We start from the raw sequence: 19,406 nt of genomic DNA, 5'->3' as shown, positions 1-19,406 counted from the left end.
GCCGGGCGAAAAGGATCCACCGGGTTCCCATTGGCCCTTGCTCTGGACTGGTCCAATCCCGTTTCCTCGGTGGCGCACTACACCCTCTTCTCACCAAGTGAGGTCACCCGTGTCCACCACGATTTCCGACTCCGCCCAGACCCCCGAGACCGGTACCGCCCGTGTGAAGCGCGGCATGGCCGAGCAGCTCAAGGGCGGCGTGATCATGGACGTCGTCACGCCGGAGCAGGCGAAGATCGCCGAGGACGCGGGCGCCGTCGCGGTCATGGCCCTGGAGCGTGTCCCCGCCGACATCCGCAAGGACGGCGGCGTGGCCCGCATGTCCGACCCGGACATGATCGAGGGCATCATCGACGCCGTCTCCATCCCGGTCATGGCCAAGTCCCGCATCGGCCACTTCGTCGAGGCCCAGGTCCTTCAGTCGCTCGGCGTCGACTACATCGACGAGTCCGAGGTCCTCACCCCGGCCGACGAGGTCAACCACTCCGACAAGTGGGCCTTCACCACCCCCTTCGTATGCGGCGCCACCAACCTCGGCGAGGCCCTGCGCCGGATCGCCGAGGGCGCCGCGATGATCCGCTCCAAGGGCGAGGCCGGCACCGGCAACGTCGTCGAGGCCGTCCGCCACCTGCGCCAGATCAAGAACGAGATCGCCCGCCTGCGCGGCTACGACAACCACGAGCTGTACGCCGCCGCCAAGGAGCTGCGCGCCCCGTACGAGCTGGTCAAGGAGGTCGCCGAGCTGGGCAAGCTCCCGGTCGTGCTGTTCTCCGCCGGCGGTGTGGCCACCCCCGCCGACGCCGCGCTGATGCGCCAGCTCGGCGCCGAGGGTGTCTTCGTCGGCTCCGGCATCTTCAAGTCCGGCGACCCGGCCAAGCGCGCCGCCGCCATCGTGAAGGCCACCACCTTCTACGACGACCCGAAGATCATCGCGGACGCGTCCCGCAACCTCGGCGAGGCCATGGTCGGCATCAACTGCGACACCCTCCCCGAGGCCGAGCGCTACGCCAACCGCGGCTGGTGAGCGGGTTCCGAGGGACCGCACGCAGAGAGAACCCCACGTACATGACCGACTCACCCGTCATAGGCGTCCTGGCCCTCCAGGGCGACGTACGGGAGCACCTCATCGCCCTGGCCGCGGCGGACGCCGTGGCCAGGCCGGTGCGGCGCCCCGAAGAGCTCGCCGAGGTCGACGGCCTCGTCCTCCCCGGCGGCGAGTCCACCACCATCTCCAAGCTGGCCGTCCTCTTCGGTGTGATGGACCCCCTTCGCGCGCGCGTGCGGGACGGCCTGCCCGTCTACGGCACCTGCGCCGGCATGATCATGCTCGCCGACAAGATCCTCGACCCGCGTTCGGGCCAGGAGACCATCGGCGGGATCGACATGATCGTGCGCCGCAACGCCTTCGGACGGCAGAACGAGTCCTTCGAGGCAGCCGTCGACGTCAAGGGCGTTCTGGGAGATCCTGTGGAGGGCGTCTTCATCCGCGCCCCCTGGGTCGAGTCCGTCGGCGCCGGGGCCGAGGTGCTCGCCGAGCACGAGGGTCACATCGTCGCGGTCCGCCAGGGCAACGCGCTGGCCACGTCGTTCCACCCGGAGCTGACCGGCGACCACCGCGTGCACGCCCTGTTCGTCGACATGGTGCGCGCGAACCGGACACCGGAGTCCTTGTAGGATTCCTGCGTTCGTACGCAGACGGGTTACGCGAAGGAGACAGGCAGATGTCCGGCCACTCTAAATGGGCCACGACGAAGCACAAGAAGGCCGTCATCGATGCCAAGCGCGGCAAGCTCTTCGCGAAGCTGATCAAGAACATCGAGGTCGCGGCTCGCATGGGCGGCGTCGACCTGGACGGCAACCCGACGCTCTACGACGCCGTGCAGAAGGCCAAGAAGCAGTCGGTGCCGAACAAGAACATCGACTCGGCCATCAAGCGCGGCGGTGGTCTCGAGGCCGGCGGCGCCGACTACGAGACGATCATGTACGAGGGTTACGGTCCGAACGGTGTCGCGGTGCTCATCGAGTGCCTCACCGACAACCGCAACCGCGCCGCCTCCGACGTCCGCGTCGCCATGACCCGCAACGGCGGCTCCATGGCCGACCCGGGCTCGGTGTCGTACCTCTTCAACCGCAAGGGCGTCGTGATCGTCCCCAAGGACGAATTGTCGGAGGACGACGTCCTGACGGCCGTCCTGGACGCGGGCGCCGAGGAGGTCAACGACCTCGGCGAGTCCTTCGAGGTGCTCAGCGAGGCCACCGACCTGGTGGCGGTCCGCACCGCCCTCCAGGAGGCCGGCATCGACTACGACTCCGCCGAGGCCAACTTCGTCCCCACCATGCAGGTGGAGCTGGACGAGGAGGGCGCCAAGAAGATCTTCAAGCTGATCGACGCGCTCGAGGACAGCGACGACGTGCAGAACGTCTTCGCCAACTTCGACGTCAGCGACGAGATCATGGAGAAGGTCGAGGCGTAACCGCCGCCGCGGATCGCCTGGGCTTGTACGGGCCGGTGGGACATTCCCGCCGGCCCGCCGTCGTTGTCGGTGGCAGCGGATAGCCTGGCGTCAGGCAAAGATCACCACCACGGACCGCGACCATGTCACGAGGGGAGGGGACACGCGTGCGCGTGCTGGGAGTCGACCCCGGACTGACCCGTTGCGGCGTCGGTGTCGTCGAGGGAGTCGCGGGCCGGCCGCTGACCATGCTCGGCGTCGGCGTCGTCCGCACCCCCGCGGACGCCGACCTCAGCCACCGCCTGGTCGCCGTCGAGCGGGGGATAGAGCGGTGGCTGGAAGAGCACCGCCCCGAATACGTGGCGGTGGAACGCGTGTTCAGCCAGCACAACGTGCGCACGGTGATGGGCACCGCCCAGGCCAGCGCCGTGGCGATGCTCTGCGCGGCCCGCCGCGGCATCCCGGTCGCCCTGCACACCCCCAGCGAGGTCAAGGCCGCCGTCACCGGCAGCGGCCGTGCCGACAAGGCGCAGGTCGGCGCCATGGTCACCCGGCTGCTGCGGCTCGCCGCGCCTCCCAGGCCGGCCGACGCCGCCGACGCCCTCGCCCTGGCCATCTGCCACATCTGGCGAGCCCCCGCCCAGAACCGGCTCCAGCAGGCCGTCGCCGCGCACGCGGCCGGACAACCCTCGACAACGAAAGGCCGTACGGCATGATCGCCTTCGTCAGCGGCACGGTCGCAGCCCTCGCCCCCGACGCCGCGGTGGTCGAGGTCGGCGGTGTCGGCATGGCCGTGCAGTGCACCCCGAACACGCTGTCCACGCTCCGCCTCGGCCGGCCGGCCAGGCTCGCCACCTCCCTCGTCGTACGCGAGGACTCGCTGACCCTGTACGGCTTCGCGGACGACGACGAGCGCCAGGTCTTCGAGCTGCTGCAGACCGCCAGCGGGGTGGGACCGCGGCTCGCCCAGGCGATGCTGGCCGTGCACACGCCCGACGCCCTGCGCCGGGCCGTCGCCACCGGAGACGAGAAGGCCCTCACCGCCGTCCCGGGCATCGGCAAGAAGGGTGCCCAGAAGCTTCTGCTGGAGCTCAAGGACCGGCTCGGCGAGCCCGTCGGCGCACCCGTCGTCGGCGCGCCGGTCACCCAGGGCTGGCGCGACCAGCTGCACGCGGCGCTGATCGGCCTCGGATACGCCACCCGCGAGGCCGACGAGGCGGTGACCGCCGTGGCACCCCAGGCCGAGGCCGCCGGGGGCACGCCCCAGGTGGGCCGGTTGCTCAAGGCGGCCCTGCAGACCCTGAACCGAGCCCGCTGAGCCAGGAGTACGTGAGTGAACTGGGACGACACGACCGACACGCCCGCCGCCGAGGAGCGCGTCGGCCCCGGGGCGGACCGGCTGGTGGGTTCCGCCGCCGACGGTGAGGACCAGGCCGTCGAGGCCGCCCTGCGCCCCAAGGACCTGGACGAGTTCATCGGCCAGGAGAAGGTCCGCGAACAGCTCGACCTCGTGCTGCGCGCCGCCCGGGCGCGCGGCGCCACCGCCGACCACGTGCTGCTGTCCGGAGCCCCCGGCCTGGGCAAGACCACCCTGTCCATGATCATCGCGGCGGAGATGGGCGCCCCCATCCGCATCACCTCGGGTCCCGCCATCCAGCACGCCGGCGACCTCGCGGCCATCCTGTCCTCCCTCCAGGAGGGCGAGGTGCTCTTCCTCGACGAGATCCACCGCATGTCGAGGCCCGCCGAGGAGATGCTCTACATGGCGATGGAGGACTTCCGGGTCGACGTGATCGTCGGCAAGGGCCCCGGCGCCACCGCCATTCCGCTCGAACTGCCCCCGTTCACCCTCGTGGGCGCCACGACACGCGCGGGCCTGCTGCCGCCCCCGCTGCGCGACCGCTTCGGCTTCACCGCGCACATGGAGTTCTACGGGCCCGCGGAGCTGGAGCGCGTCGTCCACCGCTCGGCGAGCCTCCTCGACGTCCGGATCGACACCGACGGGGCCGCCGAGATCGCCGGCCGCTCCCGGGGCACCCCGCGCATCGCCAACCGCCTGCTGCGCCGCGTCCGCGACTACGCGCAGGTCAAGGCCGACGGGACCGTCACGCGCGAGATCGCCGCCGCGGCCCTGGCGGTCTACGAGGTCGACGCCCGCGGCCTCGACCGGCTCGACCGGGCGGTCCTCGAGGCTCTGCTGAAGCTCTTCGGCGGCGGTCCGGTCGGCCTGTCGACGCTCGCGGTCGCCGTGGGGGAGGAGCGCGAGACCGTCGAGGAGGTCGCCGAGCCGTTCCTCGTCCGTGAGGGCCTGCTCGCCCGCACTCCGCGCGGCCGTGTCGCCACCCCCGCCGCCTGGGCGCACCTCGGCCTCACCCCGCCCGGCTCGTCAGCTGCGGGAAACGGACAACAGGGCCTGTTCGGGGCGTGACGGCTGGGGTATTGGCCCGAGGAGGAACCCAGGTGTCATGCTGAGCGTTGTTCCTTGCATGCGGACTCGCCTAGACTCCGCCGATGCCGCCTTTGTAGGCAGTACACATACCCCCAACCAATCAGGCCGCTCCCCATCGCGGTCGTGTGAAGGAAGTTCCGACCCGTGAGTCTCGTGACCCTCCTCCCGTTCATCGTGCTCATCGGGGCCATGTTCCTGATGACCCGGTCGGCCAAGAAGAAGCAGCAGCAGGCCGCGGACATGCGCGACCAGATGCAGCCCGGTAGTGGTGTCCGCACCATCGGGGGCATGTACGCCACGGTCAAGGAGGTCAACGACGACACGGTCCTCCTCGACGCGGGCCCGGGCGTTGAGCTGCTGTTCGCCAAGAACGCGATCGCGACCGTCCTGAGCGACGACGAGTACAACCGCATCGTCCACGGCATCGAGCACGACCTGAAGTCCGACGCCGACCTCGTCCCCGACGACGCCTCCTCCCTCACCGGTACCGACGAGCCCGCCGACACCGACGGCGCCTCCGACGACAAGCCCATCGACCTCGGCAAGAAGGACGCGGCCGAGGAGCCGGCCGACGCGGCCGAGGCGAAGGCGGAGGACGAGCCGAAGAAGACCGACGGCGACTCCGAGGCGAAGTAGTCACCACCCAGGGCGCGCGGCACGACCTGCGCGCGCCCTGGGATGCGTTCACTTCGTGCGGGATTCCGACACCATGTGATGGCCGTCGCCGAGCTGACCCGGCGCGGGACGGCCCGAGAGGGAGTAGCTAAAAGGTGGCTGTATCCAAAAAGGGACGCAGTGCGAGCGCCCAGAGCAAGCCGGGGCGCTCGCTGGCCCTCATTCTGTTCGCCATCGTGGCGCTCACCGGAGGCATGTTCGTCACCGGCAACACCGCTCCGCGCCTGGGCATCGACCTGGCCGGCGGTACGAGCATCACGTTGCGGGCGGTACCGGAGCGCGGTCAGGAATCCGCGATCAACAAGGCCAACATGGACACGGCCGTCAACATCATGGAACGCCGTGTCAATGGTCTCGGTGTATCGGAGGCCGAGGTCCAGACCCAGGGGAATGACAACATTATTGTCAACATCCCCAAGGGCACCAACTCCAAGCAGGCCCGGGACCAGGTCGGTACCACCGCGAAGCTGTACTTCCGTCCGGTCCTCGCCACCGACATCAGCGGCGCCACCCCGGCCGAGCCGTCGCCCAGCACCTCTCACAAGGCGACCGACAAGTCCACCGGCAAGGCGACGCCCTCCGGTTCCCCGACTCCCTCGGCGAGCGAGACCAAGCAGGGCCGCCCGGTCACCGACGCCCTCAAGGCGGACGCCACCCCGTCCGCGAGCGGCTCCCCGGCCAGCCCGAAGGCCTCGGCGAGCCCGTCGGCCCCCGCCAGCGCCGCCCCGTCCCCGAGCGGCGGCTCCGGTGACGCGAACAGCAAGCTCCAGGCCCAGTACGCCGCCCTGGACTGCAGCAAGCAGGACGTGCGCGCCACCGCCGGCAAGGGCGTGCTGCCCACCGAGTCGACCGTCGCCTGCGGCCAGAACTCGCAGGGCCAGTGGCAGAAGTACCTGCTCGGCCCCGCCGAGGTGGACGGCACCGACGTCGACAAGGCGCAGGCGGTCTTCGACACGCAGGGTGCCTCCGGCTGGATCGTCCAGCTCGACTTCACGAGCAAGGGCGGCAAGAAGTTTGCGGACATCACCGGCAGGCTGGCTCAGAACCAGTCCCCGCAGAACCAGTTCGCCATCGTCCTGGACGGCGACGTGGTCTCGGACCCGTACGTGCGCAGCGCCATCACCGGTGGCAACGCCCAGATCTCGGGCAGTTTCGACCAGCAGTCCGCTCAGAGCCTCGCCAACATGCTGTCCTACGGCTCTCTGCCGCTGACCTTCAAGGAGGACAGCGTCACCACCGTGACCGCCGCGCTCGGCGGCGAGCAGCTGCACGCCGGTCTGATCGCGGGCGCCATCGGCCTGGCCCTGGTCGTGATCTACCTGGTGGTCTACTACCGCGGCCTGGCGATGATCGCCATCACTTCGCTGATGGTCTCCGCGATGCTGACGTACACCCTCATGTCGCTGCTCGGCCCGACCATCGGCTTCGCGCTGAACCTGCCGGCCGTGTGCGGCGCGATCGTCGCCATCGGCATCACAGCGGACTCGTTCATCGTGTTCTTCGAACGCATAAGGGACGAGATCCGAGAGGGCCGCTCGCTGCGCCCCGCCGTCGAGCGCGGCTGGCCGCGGGCCCGACGCACCGTCCTGGTCTCCGACTTCGTGTCGTTCCTGGCCGCCGCGGTGCTCTTCATCGTCACCGTCGGCAAGGTCCAGGGCTTCGCCTTCACGCTCGGCCTGACCACCCTGCTCGACGTCGTGGTCATCTTCCTGTTCACCAAGCCGCTGATGACGATTCTCGCCCGTCGGAAGTTCTTCGCGAGTGGCCACAGCTGGTCGGGACTGGATCCCGAGCGCCTGGGCGCCAAGCCTCCGCTGCGCCGCACCCGCCGTCCCTCCGCCCCCATCGAGACGAAGGAGGCGTGAGGTGTCCAAACTCGGCAACCTCGGCGCCCGACTGCACCACGGCGAGGTCGGCTACGACTTCATCAAGAACCGCAAGATCTGGTACGGCATCTCCATCCTGATCACCATCACGGCCATCCTGGGCCTGGCGGTGCGTGGCCTGAACATGGGCATCGAGTTCCAGGGCGGAGCGGTCTTCACCACGCCGAAGCACATGAGCGCGTCGGTGGCCCAGGCGGAGAGCTACGCCCACGACGCCGCCTCCGGCGCGGAGACGATCGTGCAGAAGCTCGGTGACGGCACCCTGCGCATCCAGATCGCCGGCATCGAGACCGGCAAGTCCGACCAGATCAAGGAATCTCTGGCCAAGGACCTGAAGGTCAATCCGGAGCACATCAACGCCGACCTGGTCGGTCCCAGCTGGGGTGAGCAGATCGCCAACAAGGCCTGGCAGGGCCTGGGGATCTTCATGGTCCTGGTCGTGATCTACCTGGCGATCGCGTTCGAGTGGCGTATGGCGCTGGCCGCGCTCGTCGCGCTGATCCACGACCTGACGATCACCACCGGCGTCTACGCCCTCGTCGGCTTCGAGGTCACGCCGGGCACGGTGATCGGTCTGCTGACGATCCTCGGTTACTCGCTCTACGACACGGTCGTCGTCTTCGACAGCCTCAAGGAGCAGACGAAGGACATCACCCGGCAGACCCGCTGGACGTACAGCGAGATCGCGAACCGCTCGATCAACGGCACGCTGATCCGTTCCATCAACACCACCGTGGTGGCGCTGCTGCCGGTGGCGGGCCTGCTGTTCATCGGCGGCGGTGTGCTCGGCGCGGGCATGCTGAACGACATCTCGCTGTCGCTGTTCGTCGGTCTCGCGGCCGGTGCGTACTCCTCGATCTTCATCGCCACGCCGCTCGTCGCCGATCTCAAGGAGCTCGAGCCGCAGATGAAGGCCCTCAAGAAGCGCGTGCTCGCCAAGCGGGCGCAGGCGGCGGCGCAGGGCGAGCCCCTGGAGGCGGAATCCGCCGGGGTCACCGCCGATGACGACACGGAGGACCCGGAGGACGCCACACCCGCCGTGGTGGGCCCGCGCAACCAGCCCGCCTCCCGCGGCCGGGGCCGCGGCCGACCCTCGGGGAAGCGACGATGACCGACGTCCAGGAGCTGCTGCTCAGCCGCATCCGTGATGTGGCCGACTATCCGTCGCCGGGGGTGATGTTCAAGGACATCACCCCGCTCCTGGCGGATCCGGCGGCGTTCACCGTCCTCACGGACGCGCTGGCGGAGGTCGGCACACGGGAAGGGGCGACGAAGGTCGTCGGCCTGGAGGCCCGCGGCTTCATCCTCGGCGCCCCGGTCGCGCTCCGCGCGGGCCTCGGCTTCATCCCCGTGCGCAAGGCGGGCAAGCTCCCCGGAGCGACCCTCAGCCAGGCGTACGACCTGGAGTACGGCTCGGCGGAGATCGAGGTCCACGCGGAGGATCTGAGCGCGGGGGACCGTGTTCTGGTCGTCGACGACGTGCTCGCGACGGGTGGTACCGCGGAGGCGTCCATCCAGCTCATCCGGCGGGCGGGGGCCGAGGTCGCCGGTGTGGCGGTACTGATGGAACTCGGGTTTCTCGGTGGGCGGACGCGGTTGGAGCCGGCGCTGTCGGGGGCGCCGCTGGAGGCGCTCCTCCGCCTCTGACCAAGGTGGGCCTGGGGCAGCAGCCCCAGGCCTCCTTTTTTCGGGGGGCTGCACCCCGGCTTTGCCCACCCACCCGTCTCGGTGGGTGGGGAGGGTCCCGTCCCTGGGGCTCCGCCCCAGACCCCGGCGGGGGCTTTGCCCCCTGCACCCCTGGTTTCCCACCCGCCCGCCCGTCTCGGTGGGTGGGGAGCGTCCCCCTGGGGCTTCGCCCCAGACCCCGGCGGGGGCTCCGCCCCCTGCACCCCGGCTACCGGCCGACCAGCCGTCTCGTCACCCTGTGCCCTTCGGATTACCGGTTGCCTGCCTGCCTGCCTGCCTGCCCGCCCGCACGCCCCGGCCCCGGCAGAGGCTTTGCCCCCTGCGCCCTTCGGGCTGCACCGGCCACCTGACCGTCTCGGTGGGGGAGAGGCCCCGTCCTGGGGCTCTGTCCAGGCGACGGCGGGGGTTTCGCGCCCGCCGTGCACGGGCGGCCTCCCGCCGTGCGGGGGCTTGAAATGTGGGTACCGGAATCCCGTGTCCGTCTTGTGTGTTTGTCCCGTAAACGGTCCTTCGATCGGGCTGAAGGGGATCCTGGAGCTCTGGATCGCTACCATGGGGGCTCCGGAGCCTGACCGGGGGACCCGGATCGCGCACGAGGAGTCCTCTTGCCAGACGAGGCCCAGCCACTGACCGCCGCAAAGCCCGAGTCCGCCTCGGCGCCCGCGGCGAAGCCCGCGCCGCACGCGAAGAGCGACACGCGTGGGACGGCCGAGCACGCCCAGTCGGCCCCCGTCGGCAAGTCGACCGAGGCCGCGCGTCCCAAGCCGGCGCCGTCCGAGCGTCCCGCGCCGCCCCCTGTCGTGCGACCCTCCGTCGGCCAACCCGGCCGTTCCGGCTCCTCCAACCGCGTCCGCGCCCGCCTCGCCCGTCTCGGCGTGCAGCGCGCCAACCCGTACAACCCGGTGCTGGAGCCGCTGCTGCGGATAGTGCGCAGCAACGATCCGAAGATCGAGAACTCGACCCTGCGCCAGATCGAGCGCGCCTACCAGGTCGCCGAGCGGTGGCACCGCGGCCAGAAGCGCAAGAGCGGCGACCCGTACATCACGCACCCGCTCGCCGTGACGACCATCCTCGCCGAACTCGGCATGGACCCGGCCACGCTGATGGCGGGGCTGCTGCACGACACCGTCGAGGACACCGAGTACGGCCTGGACCAGCTGCGCCGCGACTTCGGCGACACCGTCGCCCTGCTCGTCGACGGCGTCACCAAGCTGGACAAGGTCAAGTTCGGCGAGGCCGCGCAGGCGGAGACCGTGCGCAAGATGGTCGTCGCCATGGCCAAGGACCCCCGCGTCCTGGTCATCAAGCTCGCCGACCGCCTGCACAACATGCGCACCATGCGCTACCTCAAGCGCGAGAAGCAGGAGAAGAAGGCCCGCGAGACGCTCGAGATCTACGCCCCGCTCGCCCACCGGCTGGGCATGAACACCATCAAGTGGGAGCTGGAGGACCTCGCCTTCGCGATCCTCTACCCCAAGATGTACGACGAGATCGTCCGCCTCGTCGCCGAGCGCGCCCCCAAGCGCGACGAGTACCTGGCCATCGTGACCGACGAGGTCCAGGCCGACCTGCGCGCCGCGCGCATCAAGGCCACCGTCACCGGCCGACCCAAGCACTACTACAGCGTCTACCAGAAGATGATCGTCCGCGGCCGTGACTTCGCGGAGATCTACGACCTGGTCGGCATCCGTGTCCTGGTCGACACGGTCCGCGACTGCTACGCCGCCCTCGGCACCGTGCACGCGCGATGGAACCCGGTCCCCGGCCGGTTCAAGGACTACATCGCGATGCCCAAGTTCAACATGTACCAGTCGCTGCACACGACGGTCATCGGCCCCAACGGCAAGCCGGTCGAGCTGCAGATCCGCACCTTCGACATGCACCGCCGCGCCGAGTACGGCATCGCCGCGCACTGGAAGTACAAGCAGGAGGCCGTCGCCGGCGCCTCCAAGGTCCGTACCGACGCGCCGAAGCCCGCCGGCAAGGCCGGCAAGGACGCGGGCGCCATCAACGACATGGCGTGGCTGCGGCAGTTGCTGGACTGGCAGAAGGAGACCGAGGACCCCGGCGAGTTCCTGGAGTCGCTGCGCTTCGACCTGTCCCGCAACGAGGTCTTCGTCTTCACGCCCAAGGGCGACGTCATAGCGCTCCCGGCCGGCGCCACCCCGGTGGACTTCGCGTACGCCGTCCACACCGAGGTCGGCCACCGCACCATCGGAGCACGCGTCAACGGCCGGCTCGTCCCGCTGGAGTCGACCCTGGACAACGGCGACCTGGTGGAGGTCTTCACCTCCAAGGCGGCCGGCGCCGGCCCCTCCCGCGACTGGCTCGGCTTCGTCAAGTCCCCGCGGGCCCGCAACAAGATCCGGGCCTGGTTCTCCAAGGAGCGCCGGGACGAGGCGATCGAGCAGGGCAAGGACGCCATCGTCCGCGCGATGCGCAAGCAGAACCTGCCGATCCAGCGCATCCTGACCGGCGACTCACTGGTCACCCTCGCGCACGAGATGCGCTACTCGGACATCTCCGCGCTGTACGCGGCGATCGGCGAGGGCCACGTCTCCGCGCCGAACATCGTGCAGAAACTGGTGCAGGCGCTCGGCGGCGAGGAGGCGGCCACCGAGGAGATCGACGAGAGCGTGCCGCCCTCGCGCGGGCGCTCCCGCAAGCGCCGCTCCAGCGCCGACCCCGGTGTCGTCGTCAAGGGCGTCGACGACGTGTGGGTAAAGCTGGCCCGCTGCTGCACTCCGGTCCCAGGCGACCCGATCATCGGCTTCGTCACGCGGGGCAGTGGTGTATCGGTCCACCGCAGTGACTGCGTCAACGTGGACTCACTCTCGCGTGAGCCGGAGCGGATCCTCGACGTCGAGTGGGCGCCCACCCAGTCCTCGGTCTTCCTGGTCGCCATCCAGGTCGAGGCCCTGGACCGCTCCCGTCTGCTCTCGGACGTCACTCGCGTCCTGTCCGACCAGCACGTCAACATCCTCTCCGCGGCCGTCCAGACCTCCCGCGACCGCGTCGCCACCTCCCGCTTCACCTTCGAGATGGGCGATCCCAAGCACCTGGGGCACGTCCTGAAGGCCGTACGGGGCGTGGAGGGCGTCTACGACGTCTACCGGGTCACGTCGGCGCGCAGCCGGGCGTAGCCACCGCCGGACACGTACAGGCAAAGAAAAGTCCGGACAACGGCTGAGGGCCCCCGTAGGCGCTACGGGGGCCCTCAGCCGTCAGTGGAAGCGTCGCCGGATCCGGGCGGACCGGATCAGCCGCCGAACTCCTGGAGGCCCTTCAGGGCCTGGTCCAGGAGCGCCTGGCGGCCTTCCAGCTCCTTCTCGAGCTTGTCGGCCCTGGACGTGTTGCCCTGGGCGCGGGCCTGCTCGATCTGCCCCCTCAGCTTGTCCACGGCGGCCTGGAGCTGGCCGGTCAGGCCCTCGGCACGGGCCCGCGCCTCCGGGTTCGTCCGGCGCCACTCGGCCTCCTCGGCCTCCTGGATGGCCCGGTCGACCGTGTGCATCCTGCCCTCCACCCGCGGACGGGCGTCGCGCGGCACATGGCCGATGGTCTCCCAGCGCTCGTTGATCGAGCGGAAGGCGGCGCGAGCGGCCTTCAGGTCCGTGATCGGCAGGAGCTTCTCGGCCTCGCCGGCCAGCTCCTCCTTCAGCTTCAGGTTCTCCGCCTGCTCGGCGTCCCGCTCGGCGAACACCGAGCCGCGGGCGGCGAAGAAGACGTCCTGGGCACCGCGGAAGCGGTTCCACAGATCGTCCTCGTGCTCGCGCTGGGCACGGCCGGCGGCCTTCCACTCCGTCATCAGCTCGCGGTAGCGGGCCGAGGTGAGGCCCCAGTCCGTCGAGCCCGACAGCGCCTCCGCCTCGGCGACCAGCCGCTCCTTGGCCTTGCGTGCGTCCTCGCGCTGCGCGTCCAGCTGCGCGAAGTGCGCCTTGCGCCGCTTGGAGAACGCCGACCGGGCGTGCGAGAAGCGGTGCCACAGCTCGTCGTCGGACTTGCGGTCCAGGCGCGGCAGCCCCTTCCAGGTGTCCACCAGCGCGCGCAGCCGCTCCCCGGCCGCCCGCCACTGATCGGAACGGGCCAGCTCCTCGGCCTCCGTGACCAGCGCCTCCTTGGCGTGCCGGGCATCGTCCGCCTGCCGGGCGCGCTGAGCCTTGCGCTCCTCACGGCGTGCCTCGACCGTCTCGACCAGCTTGTCCAGGCGGACACGCAGCGCGGCCAGGTCGCCCACCGCGTGGTGCGCGTCGACCTGCTCCCGCAGATGGCCGACGGCGGCCTGGGCGTCCTTCGCCGACAGGTCGGTGGTCTGCACTCGCTTCTCGAGGAGGCCGATCTCGACAACCAGGCCCTCGTACTTGCGCTCGAAGTAGGCCAGCGCCTCCTCAGGGGAGCCGGCCTGCCAGGAACCGACGACCTGCTCGCCATCGGCCGTACGCACGTACACGGTCCCCGTCTCGTCGACGCGGCCCCACGGGTCGCTGCTCACAGCGCCTCCTCCACATGATGCCTGCGGAGGGCCTCGAAGCTCCCCCGGGCATCGTCCACAGTTTCGTCACCGCCAACATAGGCGACCGGCGGGTGGCCTGTCCGCATCCAGCGCGACCGAAATTTCCCAGCCGGTCGTCGCTGCCGTCAGGACTTCGTCACCGTCGCCTTGTTGATCACCACGGTCGCGTTCGGGGCGGTGTTGCCCGTCTGCGGATCGGCGGGCTGGGCGCCGGCGTCCGAGATCTTCTTCAGCACCTTCATACCCGATGCGGAGATGGTGCCGAACGGGGTGTAGCTGGGCGGAAGAGGGCTGTCCTGGTACACCAGGAAGAACTGGCTGCCGCCGCTGTTCGGCTGCGACGTGTTCGCCATCGCCACGGTGCCCGCCGGATAGACGCCGCCCTTCAGGCTTTTCTCCTTGAGGTTCTCGTCGGGAATCGTGTACCCGGGACCGCCCCGGCCCGTACCCTCCGGGTCGCCGCACTGCAGGACGTAGATGCCCTCCGCGGTGAGCCGGTGGCACTTGGTGTGGTCGAGGAAGCCCTTGCCGACCAGGAAGTCGAAGGAGTTCACGGTGTGCGGCGCCGCGGAGGCCTTCAGGTCCAGATCAATCGCGCCGCACGTGGTGTCGAGCGTCATCGTGTACTTCGCCGACTTGTCGATGGCCATCGCCGGTTCCTTGGCCCAACTCAGCTTCTTCACCGAGCCCGCCGCCGGCTTCGCGCACGGGTCCGGCGCCTTGCTGGTGGCCGAGGCGCTGGGGGTGACCTCGGCGCTCGCGTTGGCCTTGTCGTCGTTGCCGTTCTTCAGCACCCCGGTCGTGTACAGCGCGACACTGCCGATCAGGACCACGCCCAGCACCGACGCGATCACGGAGGTGCGTACGCGTGCCTTGCGCCGTGCGGCGGTGCGCCGCTGCTGCTGCCGCAAGAACTTCTCCCGGGCGAGCTGACGCCGCCGCTGCTCCTGGCTGACCACCGCGTTCTCTCCTCATGCGTCTCGTGTGTCCACCGGTACGGGTGCGTCGCCCGAGGCGGCCACCCGCGTGTGCCCGTACCGTATATGGGTTAGCTGAGGATCCGGCAGCGCCGGTAGGCTCTGACAACAGCTTTAGCCGCCCGTAATCGACACAACGAAGGACGATCGTGCTCATTGCCGGGTTCCCCGCCGGGGCCTGGGGGACGAACTGCTACCTCGTCGCCCCCGCCGCCGGTGAGGAGTGCGTGATCATCGACCCCGGCCACCAGGCCGCCCAAGGTGTCGAGGAAGCGCTGAAGAAGCATCGGCTCAAGCCCGTCGCCGTCGTCCTCACCCACGGCCACATCGACCACGTGGCCTCGGTCGTTCCGGTGTGCGGCGCGCACGACGTACCGGCCTGGATCCACCCGGCCGACCGGTACATGATGAGCGACCCCGAGAAGGCGCTCGGCCGTTCCATCGGCATGCCGCTGATGGGCGAGCTGACCGTGGGGGAGCCGGACGACGTCCAGGAGCTGGCCGACGGCGCCGAACTGAAGCTGGCCGGCCTGGAGTTCTCCGTCGCGCACGCGCCCGGCCATACCAAGGGGTCGGTGACCTTCCGGATGCCCGGGGCCGCGGACATCCCGCCGGTCTTCTTCTCCGGGGATCTGCTGTTCGCCGGCTCCATCGGACGCACCGACCTGCCAGGCGGTGACACGGCCGAGATGCTCGACTCGCTGGCCCGCGTGTGCCTGCCGCTCGACGACTCGACCGTGGTGCTGTCCGGCCACGGCCCCCAGACGACCATCGGCCGGGAGCGCGCCACCAATCCCTATCTGCGGCAGGTGGCCGCCGGCCCGGGAGCGGACCTGGACGACGCTCCCCGACGAGGAATGTGACGAGAGACCTTCCGTGAGCACCTTCAAGGCCCCCAAGGGCACGTACGACCTGATCCCGCCGGACTCCGCGAAGTACCTGGCGGTCCGCGAGGCGATCGCCGCCCCGCTGCGCAACTCCGGCTACGGCTACATCGAGACCCCCGGCTTCGAGAACGTGGAGCTGTTCGCGCGCGGCGTCGGCGAGTCCACCGACATCGTGACCAAGGAGATGTACGCCTTCGAGACCAAGGGCGGCGACAAGCTCGCCCTGCGCCCCGAGGGCACCGCCTCCGTGCTCCGCGCCGCCCTGGAGGCCAACCTCCACAAGGCCGGCAACCTGCCGGTCAAGCTGTGGTACTCCGGTTCCTACTACCGCTACGAGCGCCCCCAGAAGGGCCGGTACCGCCACTTCTCGCAGGTCGGCGCGGAGGCGATCGGGGCGGAGGACCCGGCGCTCGACGCCGAGCTGATCATCCTGGCCGACCAGGCCTACCGTTCGCTGGGCCTGAGCAACTTCCGCATCCTGCTCAACAGCCTGGGCGACAAGGAGTGCCGTCCGGTCTACCGGGCCGCCCTCCAGGACTTCCTGCGCGGCCTGGACCTGGACGAGGACACCCGCGCCCGGATCGAGATCAACCCCCTGCGCGTCCTGGACGACAAGCGGGAGTCGGTGCAGAAGCAGCTGACGGGCGTCCCGCTGCTGCGCGACTACCTGTGCGACGGGTGCAAGGCGTACCACGAGGAAGTGCGGGCGCTGCTGGAGGCCCAGGGGGTCGCCTTCGAGGACGACGCCAAGCTGGTCCGCGGACTCGACTACTACACCCGCACCACCTTCGAGTTCGTGCACGACGGGCTCGGTTCCCAGTCCGCGGTGGGCGGCGGCGGCCGGTACGACGGACTGTCCGAGATGATCGGCGGCCCCGCGCTGCCGTCGGTGGGCTGGGCGCTGGGCGTGGACCGTACGGTCCTGGCCCTGGAGGCGGAGGGAGTCGAGCTCCAGCTCCCGTCGAGCACCAGCGTGTTCGCGGTCCCGCTCGGCGAGGAGGCACGCCGGGTGCTGTTCGCGAAGGTCTCCGAACTGCGCAAGGTGGGCATCGCCGCCGACTTCTCCTACGGCCACAAGGGCCTCAAGGCCGCCATGAAGGCGGCCAACCGGTCAGGTGCCCGCTTCGCGCTCGTCGCCGGCGAACGCGACCTCGCCGACGGCGTCGTCCAGCTCAAGGAGATGGAGTCCGGAGAGCAGACGGCGATCGCCGTCAACGAGATCGTCGCGGAACTGGAATCCCGCCTCGGCTGACGACCCTCGCGCAAGGGCGCCGGTGCTCGTCCGGGCACCGGCGCCCTTTGCCGTCCCGGCCCAGGCCTCCTCCTGCTTCAGCCCGCCCGCCGGTCCTTCCAGCGGAACGTCAGCAGGCACAGCACCAGTCCGCCGGCGCACCAGGCCGCGAGCACCAGGGCGATCCGCCCGAACTCCCAGCTCCCCGCGTGCTCCAGCACTCGCGCCGAGTCCGGCAGGAACACCCCGCGCAGGCCCTGGCACAGCCACTTCAGCGGGAAGAGGGCGCCGACGTTCAGCATCCAGCCGGGGAGGGCGTCGATCAGGATGTAGACCCCGGAGATGAACTGGAGCACCAGGAACGGCAGGACGACCACCGAGCCGGCACTCCTCGCCGACCGGGGCACCGAACTGATCGCGATGCCGAGCAGCGCGCACCCGGTCAGGCCGAGCACGAAGATCCAGGCGAAGTGGAACCACCGGGTCGCGTCCGAGGGCAGCCGGACGCCGTACAGCGTGGTGCCGACGAGCAGCAGGATCACCGTCTCCAGCACGCCGGTGAACAGAACCAGCCAGATTTTCCCCAGGAAGTACGCCGTCGGCGGCATCGGCGTGCCGCGCAGCCGGCGCAGCGCCTTCTCGTCCCGTTCGACCGCGATCGATATGCCCAGGGACTGGAAGCTGGTCGACATGATGCCCGAGGCAAGCATCGAGGGGACGTAGAGCTGCGAGGCGGTGACGCCGGTGCCGCTGACGTCGTCGCGGAAGATCGACGCGAACAGGAACAGGAACACCACCGGGAAGGCGAAGGTGAACACCACCTGCTCGCGCTGCCGGAAGAACTGCCTGATCTCCAGGGCGCCCCGGTGCAGCCCGATGCCCCACGCCCCGGGCAGCCCTGCGGCCGCCGCCCCGGCGCGCGTCCGGCCGGCGGTCGAGGTCATCACGCGTCCTCCTGTCCGGTCAGCCGGAGATAGACGTCCTCCAGCGTGGGGCGGCCGACCCGCAGGCCCGGTATCTCGCCGTCGAAGCGGCGCATCAGGTCGGCGACGGTCCTCGTGGGCGTCCCGGTGTGCTCGGTGCGAGGAGTGCCGTCGGGGTCCGTCCACTCGACGGTGGCGCCGGTGGCGTGCCGTTCCCGCAGCTCGCGGGAGGTGCCCTCGGCGACGATCCGGCCCCGGGCGACCACCGCCAGCCGGTCCGCGAGGGCCTCCGCCTCCTCCAGGTAGTGCGTGGTCAGCAGGATCGTCGTGCCCTCCTGGGCGAGCGTGCGGATCAGCGCCCAGAACCGGCGCCGGGCCGCCGGGTCGAAACCGGTCGTCGGCTCGTCCAGGAGCAGCAGATCGGGGCCGCCGATCACACCGAGGGCCACGTCCAGCCGGCGCCGCTGGCCGCCCGACAGCGCCTTGATCCGGCTGCCCGCCTTCGCCTCCAGACCCACCAGGGCGATGACCTCCTCCGGGTCGCGCGGCCGGGGGTAGTACCGGGCGAAGTGCCGCACGGTCTCGCGGACCGTCAACTCGGCGGGCGCCGATTCGTCCTGCCAGACGATTCCGACGCGCGAGCGCCACGCGCGCGTGGCGCCCGCCGGGTCCGCCCCCAGGACCGAGACCTTGCCCGCGTCCCGTGAGCGGTGGCCCTGGATGATCTCCACCGTGGTGCTCTTGCCCGCGCCGTTGGGCCCGAGCAGGCCCAGTACCTCGCCCTTCTTGATCGCCAGATCCATTCCGTCGACTGCGGTGACGTCCCCGTACCGCTTGCGCAGCCCCCGTACGTCCACCGCGAGTTCGTTTCGCGTCATGGTCCGAGCATCGTCCGGAACCGAACGTTCGAGTACGGCCGTGCACACCTTCGTGTCGCCACCTGACGGTGTTCACACACGCACGTGCGGCACAATGGCCCTGCCCGAAGAAGGTTCAACTCACAAGTGACGGAATCGGCGTGATGAGCAAGACGACAGTCAAACCCGTCTCCGCGGAGCCCGAGCCGGAGCGCGCGGCGACCGCGCCGCGGACGGTGGGCGGCAGCCGCGCCTTCGCACTGCTGCTGGTGATCACCGGAGCGGCCGGTCTGCTCGCCGCGTGGATCATCACGATCGACAAGCAGAAGATCCTCGAGGGCAAGCTCAGCGGCAAGACCTTCACCCCGAGCTGCAGCCTCAACCCGATCGTGTCCTGCGGCAGCGTCATGGAGAGCAAGCAGGCCACCGTCTTCGGGTTCCCCAACCCGCTCCTCGGCCTGGTCGCCTACGGCATCGTCATCTGCGTCGGCATGAGCCTGCTCGCCCGCACCACCTTCCCGCGCTGGTACTGGCTGACGTTCAACTTCGGCACGCTCTTCGGCGTCTGCTTCGTCACCTGGCTCCAGTTCCAGTCGCTGTACCGCATCAACGCGCTGTGCCTGTGGTGCTCGCTGGCCTGGGTGGCCACGATCGTCATGTTCTGGTACGTGACCTCCTTCAACATCCGCAACGACTTCCTGCCCGCCCCGCGCCCGGTGAAGAACTTCCTCGCCGAGTTCACGTGGGTGCTGCCGGTCACGCACTGCGGTGTCATCGTCATGCTGATCCTGACCCGCTGGGGCACCAGCCTCTGGGCCTGAGCCGGAGCCGGTGATCCACCGTCCGGCCGCGTTGTCGGCGGTGTGCCATAG

The 19,406-nt window shown here is 70.0% G+C and carries 18 protein-coding genes; 14 read left to right on the top strand and 4 right to left on the bottom strand.

Annotated features, from left to right (window positions below; all coding sequences use genetic code 11):
* Window positions 1–109: 109 nt before the first annotated feature.
* The 11 genes from pdxS (at window position 110) to relA (ending at window position 12,292) form a co-directional block, all read left to right on the top strand.
* Window positions 110–1,024 (top strand): pyridoxal 5'-phosphate synthase lyase subunit PdxS, encoded by a 915-nt coding sequence (pdxS, locus tag ABZ818_RS10135; RefSeq protein ID WP_361412753.1) that lies wholly within the window; start codon window positions 110–112, stop codon window positions 1,022–1,024.
* Between the two features lie 41 nt (window positions 1,025–1,065).
* Window positions 1,066–1,674 carry a pyridoxal 5'-phosphate synthase glutaminase subunit PdxT gene (pdxT, locus tag ABZ818_RS10130; protein ID WP_361412752.1) on the top strand — a complete coding sequence of 203 codons (609 nt, stop codon included), beginning with the start codon at window positions 1,066–1,068 and terminating at the stop codon, window positions 1,672–1,674.
* Window positions 1,675–1,721: 47 nt separating this feature from the next.
* Window positions 1,722–2,474: a YebC/PmpR family DNA-binding transcriptional regulator gene (locus ABZ818_RS10125; protein ID WP_361412751.1), complete on the top strand. Its 753-nt coding sequence runs from the start codon at window positions 1,722–1,724 to the stop codon at window positions 2,472–2,474.
* Window positions 2,475–2,620: 146 nt separating this feature from the next.
* Window positions 2,621–3,169, top strand: coding sequence for a crossover junction endodeoxyribonuclease RuvC (ruvC, locus tag ABZ818_RS10120; protein WP_361412750.1), 549 nt, complete (start codon window positions 2,621–2,623; stop codon window positions 3,167–3,169).
* Window positions 3,166–3,771, top strand: a complete 606-nt coding sequence (ruvA, locus tag ABZ818_RS10115; RefSeq protein ID WP_361412749.1) for a Holliday junction branch migration protein RuvA — start codon at window positions 3,166–3,168, stop codon at window positions 3,769–3,771. Before ruvC ends, ruvA begins: the two co-directional genes overlap by 4 nt.
* Before the next feature lie 15 nt (window positions 3,772–3,786).
* Window positions 3,787–4,881 (top strand): Holliday junction branch migration DNA helicase RuvB, encoded by a 1,095-nt coding sequence (ruvB, locus tag ABZ818_RS10110; RefSeq protein WP_361412748.1) that lies wholly within the window; start codon window positions 3,787–3,789, stop codon window positions 4,879–4,881.
* Window positions 4,882–5,046: 165 nt separating this feature from the next.
* Window positions 5,047–5,538: a preprotein translocase subunit YajC gene (yajC, locus tag ABZ818_RS10105; RefSeq protein WP_361412747.1), complete on the top strand. Its 492-nt coding sequence runs from the start codon at window positions 5,047–5,049 to the stop codon at window positions 5,536–5,538.
* A 134-nt stretch (window positions 5,539–5,672) separates the two neighbouring features.
* Window positions 5,673–7,442 (top strand): protein translocase subunit SecD, encoded by a 1,770-nt coding sequence (gene secD, locus ABZ818_RS10100; RefSeq protein WP_361412746.1) that lies wholly within the window; start codon window positions 5,673–5,675, stop codon window positions 7,440–7,442.
* A gap of 1 nt (window position 7,443) precedes the next feature.
* Window positions 7,444–8,574 (top strand): protein translocase subunit SecF, encoded by a 1,131-nt coding sequence (secF, locus tag ABZ818_RS10095; RefSeq protein WP_361412745.1) that lies wholly within the window; start codon window positions 7,444–7,446, stop codon window positions 8,572–8,574.
* On the top strand, window positions 8,571–9,110 hold the full coding sequence (locus tag ABZ818_RS10090; protein ID WP_141362739.1) for an adenine phosphoribosyltransferase: 540 nt from the start codon (window positions 8,571–8,573) through the stop codon (window positions 9,108–9,110). The genes secF and ABZ818_RS10090 overlap by 4 nt, the downstream gene beginning before the upstream one ends.
* Before the next feature lie 644 nt (window positions 9,111–9,754).
* Complete coding sequence (gene relA / locus ABZ818_RS10085; protein ID WP_361412744.1) at window positions 9,755–12,292, top strand: GTP pyrophosphokinase; 2,538 nt, start codon at window positions 9,755–9,757, stop codon at window positions 12,290–12,292.
* A gap of 116 nt (window positions 12,293–12,408) precedes the next feature.
* Here relA and ABZ818_RS10080 read toward each other — a convergent pair whose 3' ends face one another.
* Together ABZ818_RS10080 and ABZ818_RS10075 are read right to left on the bottom strand one after the other, a co-directional pair.
* Complete coding sequence (locus ABZ818_RS10080; protein ID WP_361412743.1) at window positions 12,409–13,638, bottom strand: DUF349 domain-containing protein; 1,230 nt, start codon at window positions 13,636–13,638, stop codon at window positions 12,409–12,411.
* A 146-nt stretch (window positions 13,639–13,784) separates the two neighbouring features.
* Window positions 13,785–14,618, bottom strand: coding sequence for a peptidylprolyl isomerase (locus ABZ818_RS10075; protein WP_361412742.1), 834 nt, complete (start codon window positions 14,616–14,618; stop codon window positions 13,785–13,787).
* Between the two features lie 167 nt (window positions 14,619–14,785).
* On the opposite strand from ABZ818_RS10075, the gene ABZ818_RS10070 reads away from it, so the two are divergent.
* Entirely contained in the window at window positions 14,786–15,499 is a 714-nt protein-coding gene (locus ABZ818_RS10070; protein WP_361412741.1) for an MBL fold metallo-hydrolase, read from the top strand.
* Between the two features lie 13 nt (window positions 15,500–15,512).
* Window positions 15,513–16,775 carry a histidine--tRNA ligase gene (gene hisS / locus ABZ818_RS10065; protein ID WP_361412740.1) on the top strand — a complete coding sequence of 421 codons (1,263 nt, stop codon included), beginning with the start codon at window positions 15,513–15,515 and terminating at the stop codon, window positions 16,773–16,775.
* A gap of 77 nt (window positions 16,776–16,852) precedes the next feature.
* Here hisS and ABZ818_RS10060 read toward each other — a convergent pair whose 3' ends face one another.
* Together ABZ818_RS10060 and ABZ818_RS10055 are read right to left on the bottom strand one after the other, a co-directional pair.
* Window positions 16,853–17,698, bottom strand: coding sequence for an ABC transporter permease (locus ABZ818_RS10060; protein ID WP_361412739.1), 846 nt, complete (start codon window positions 17,696–17,698; stop codon window positions 16,853–16,855).
* Window positions 17,698–18,555, bottom strand: coding sequence for an ABC transporter ATP-binding protein (locus ABZ818_RS10055; protein ID WP_361412738.1), 858 nt, complete (start codon window positions 18,553–18,555; stop codon window positions 17,698–17,700). The genes ABZ818_RS10060 and ABZ818_RS10055 overlap by 1 nt, the downstream gene beginning before the upstream one ends.
* Before the next feature lie 143 nt (window positions 18,556–18,698).
* Between ABZ818_RS10055 and ABZ818_RS10050 the strand changes: the two genes are divergently transcribed.
* Window positions 18,699–19,355, top strand: a complete 657-nt coding sequence (locus ABZ818_RS10050; RefSeq protein ID WP_361412737.1) for a vitamin K epoxide reductase family protein — start codon at window positions 18,699–18,701, stop codon at window positions 19,353–19,355.
* Window positions 19,356–19,406 lie beyond the last annotated feature (51 nt).

Origin of the sequence: Streptomyces sp. NPDC047453, from assembly GCF_040643155.1 — a bacterium.
In the GTDB taxonomy this organism is placed as follows: domain Bacteria; phylum Actinomycetota; class Actinomycetes; order Streptomycetales; family Streptomycetaceae; genus Streptomyces.
Note: the sequence above shows the minus strand (reverse complement) of the source record. Positions and strands in the feature narration are given on the sequence as shown.

What these genes read in the sequence shown, in the direction of transcription:
- pdxT (WP_361412752.1), top strand. Translation starts at nt 1,066, where the DNA reads ATGACCGACTCACCCGTCATAGGCGTCCTGGCCCTCCAGGGCGACGTA.
- ABZ818_RS10125 (WP_361412751.1), top strand. Translation starts at nt 1,722, where the DNA reads ATGTCCGGCCACTCTAAATGGGCCACGACGAAGCACAAGAAGGCCGTC.
- ruvA (WP_361412749.1), top strand. Translation starts at nt 3,166, where the DNA reads ATGATCGCCTTCGTCAGCGGCACGGTCGCAGCCCTCGCCCCCGACGCC.
- ABZ818_RS10090 (WP_141362739.1), top strand. Translation starts at nt 8,571, where the DNA reads ATGACCGACGTCCAGGAGCTGCTGCTCAGCCGCATCCGTGATGTGGCC.
- ABZ818_RS10060 (WP_361412739.1), bottom strand. Translation starts at nt 17,698, where the DNA reads ATGACCTCGACCGCCGGCCGGACGCGCGCCGGGGCGGCGGCCGCAGGG.
- ABZ818_RS10055 (WP_361412738.1), bottom strand. Translation starts at nt 18,555, where the DNA reads ATGACGCGAAACGAACTCGCGGTGGACGTACGGGGGCTGCGCAAGCGG.
- ABZ818_RS10050 (WP_361412737.1), top strand. Translation starts at nt 18,699, where the DNA reads ATGAGCAAGACGACAGTCAAACCCGTCTCCGCGGAGCCCGAGCCGGAG.